Raw genomic sequence first — 2,739 nt, 5'->3', positions numbered from 1 at the left:
ATAAGAGCGTCCATAAGTTCTAGCAGACTGTGCCCTATCTCCTCGGCCCTTCTTTTTGTGTAGAGTCTTGTATCCACAAGAACCTGATCGTTTCTGCTTCTGGCAGTATGAAGTTTCTTCCCAGGCTCCCCTACCAGTGCTATGAGTCTTCCCTCTATAGCCATGTGTATATCTTCATCCTTTATAGAGAAAACGAATTTTCCCCCTTCGATCTCTTCCTTCACCTTGAGAAGGCCCGTCTCGATTATCTTTTGCTCTTCATGAGATATTATATCCTGTTTTGCCAGCATCTTAGAGTGAGCTATACTTCCCTCTATATCCTCTTTATACATTCTCTTGTCAAAGTTTATAGAAGCGTTAAACTTTTCCAGTAAAGTGCTAGTCTCCTTTTTGAACCTTCCACCCCAAAGTTTCATATCATCCTCCTACTGTTAATCTACAAAATATTTATTGAATATCTCATCATAAAATCCGCTGTCTTTTAGATTCTGGATCTCTTTGTTTATTTTTCCAAGCAGCTCTTCATTTCCTTTGTTTATAGCGATGGCTACATCAGCTTTAGGAAGCTCTTCAATATCTATTTTTTTAAGCCCTTCATTATTTTTAATATAAGGCAGAGCCACTAGGTTTTCTAGTACGACTGCGTCTACTTTCCCGCTTTTAAGATCTAAAATTGCAGCAGTTATAGAGGTATAAGGAGTTATCTTAGCACCTTCTATATCTCTTGCGATTGTTTCCTGAGCCGTTCCTAGCTGTACCCCTAGTTTTTTATTTTTAAGATCGTCCATTGTTTTGAGTTCACTATTTTCTTCATTGATTACAAAAGACTGGTTTGTAGTCAGGTAAGAGTCTGAAAAATCTACCGCTTTTTTTCTTTCCTCTGTAGGAGTCATTCCAGCTATGATAAGATCTATCTTCTCACTTTGTAGGGCAGGAATAAGACCGTCAAAGCTCATATTCTTCCATTCCATCTCATAACCTAGATTTTCAAGAATTTTTTCCATAAGTTCTGCATCAAATCCTACTACTTTACCCTCTTCAAGATATTCAAAAGGCTTATACTCTGCATTTGTTCCCACATAAAGAACTTTCTTTTCATCTTGTGCAGTTTCTTTTTTACCGCATCCGCCTAAAATAACAAGCATTACCAATGACACCATCAACATAATTTTTTTCATTTAAAAACGCCCCCTTTTTTCATTTAATTTTCAAATTTTTTGTATAAAAAATGAACCTGCTAAGAATTAGGCAGGTCCAATACACAACTTCAGTGCAAAACAGTCCAGACATTTCTTACCAATTTTTGTAGATTTATTCAGTTTTCATAAAAACATCTTTTCTGTTTTTCCTGTACATTTCTTTTCCTGCCTTAAAAATATTTCTTTAGCAATTCCTCATATATACCCTTATCTTTTACAGCTTTGAGGCCGCTTTCCAGTTTTTCCAATAGTTCTGTATCATCTTTTCTCACAGCGATTGCATACTCTTCTTTTTCTGCATTGGCTTGGGCTATTGCCAGTCCATCATTTTTTGCCACATAATTTTTCGCCGGCTCAGAATCAAGAACAACTGCGTCCACCTTGTCTGACTGCAGTGCCATTATTCCGGCATAAGATGCATTGTATCTCTCTATGTTTACTCCTTCTATCTCACTGACTACAAGGTCACCTGTAAATCCAAGCATAACTCCTACTTTTTTCCCCTTGAGGTCGTCAAAGGAATTTATAGAGGTATCCCCTTCTTTTACAACTATTACCTGACTTGCTGTATAATAAGGAGATGTGAAGTTTACCGCTTTCTTTCTTTCCTCATTAGCAGTCATTCCCGCTATTACTATGTCTACTTTTTTTGACTGAAGTGCAGGAAGCAATCCGTCAAAAGACATATCTTCTATCTTGATCTCCATTTCCGTCTCTTTAGCGATCTCTCTTATGAGTTCCATGTCAAAACCTGTAATTTTACCATCTTCCAGATATTCAAATGGTGGGAATTCAGCATTTGTACCCACATAGATCACTTTTTTCTCTTCCTCTTTTTTCCCTCCGCAGGCTGCAAGAGAAACAATCATTACTGCAATTAAAAGAATGTTTAATAGTTTTTTCATTTTATTATACCCTCCCGATTTTTTTAATGATTCAGTACTTTGTCTAAAAACTCTCTTGTTCTCTCATGTTTTGGATTGTTGAATAGCTGAGCCGGTTCCCCGTCTTCGAGAATAATCCCGTGATCCATAAAAAATACTCTGCTGGCAACGTTTTTTGCAAATCCCATCTCATGAGTTACTATGACCATGGTCATCCCTTCATCTACAAGACTTCTCATTACGTCTAGTACTTCCTTTACCATTTCGGGGTCCAGTGCCGATGTCGGCTCATCAAAAAGCATCAGATGAGGTTCCATGGCAAGAGCTCTAGCTATGGCTATCCTCTGCTTCTGACCTCCGGAAAGCTGATTCGGATATGCTCCGGCCTTGTCTTTCAGCCCTACTCTTTCAAGAAGCACTATGGCCTTTTTCTTGGCTTCCTCTGCTGTCATTCCCTTTACCTTTGTAGGAGCAAGTATCAAGTTTTCAAGTACTGTTTTATGGGGAAAAAGGTTGAAGTGCTGAAATACCATTCCTACTTTTTCACGAAGACGGTTCAGGTCCACTTTTTTATCCATGACATCTTCGCCTGCTATATACACATGCCCCTTTGTAGGCTCCTCAAGTCTGTTAAGACATCTCAAAAATGTAGATTT

At 38.2% G+C, this 2,739-nt stretch carries 4 protein-coding genes; all 4 read right to left on the bottom strand.

What is annotated here, in order from left to right; genetic code table 11:
* The coding region (locus ABZA26_RS11955; protein WP_372714745.1) for a lyase family protein at positions 1–416 on the bottom strand (416 nt) is incomplete at its 3' end.
* A gap of 15 nt (positions 417–431) precedes the next feature.
* On the bottom strand, positions 432–1,178 hold the full coding sequence (locus ABZA26_RS11950) for a basic amino acid ABC transporter substrate-binding protein (protein ID WP_372714744.1): 747 nt from the start codon (positions 1,176–1,178) through the stop codon (positions 432–434).
* Positions 1,179–1,369: 191 nt separating this feature from the next.
* Complete coding sequence (locus tag ABZA26_RS11945; protein WP_372714743.1) at positions 1,370–2,104, bottom strand: basic amino acid ABC transporter substrate-binding protein; 735 nt, start codon at positions 2,102–2,104, stop codon at positions 1,370–1,372.
* Between the two features lie 23 nt (positions 2,105–2,127).
* Positions 2,128–2,739: amino acid ABC transporter ATP-binding protein (locus tag ABZA26_RS11940; protein WP_372714742.1), on the bottom strand; the 612-nt coding region annotated here is incomplete at its 5' end.

The organism is Ilyobacter sp., from assembly GCF_041583315.1.
GTDB lineage: Bacteria > Fusobacteriota > Fusobacteriia > Fusobacteriales > Fusobacteriaceae > Ilyobacter.
This window is presented reverse-complemented; position numbering and strand designations above follow the sequence as displayed.

Coding starts and splice junctions, on each gene's coding strand:
- ABZA26_RS11950 (WP_372714744.1), bottom strand. CDS start 1,178: ATGAAAAAAATTATGTTGATGGTGTCATTGGTAATGCTTGTTATTTTA.
- ABZA26_RS11945 (WP_372714743.1), bottom strand. CDS start 2,104: ATGAAAAAACTATTAAACATTCTTTTAATTGCAGTAATGATTGTTTCT.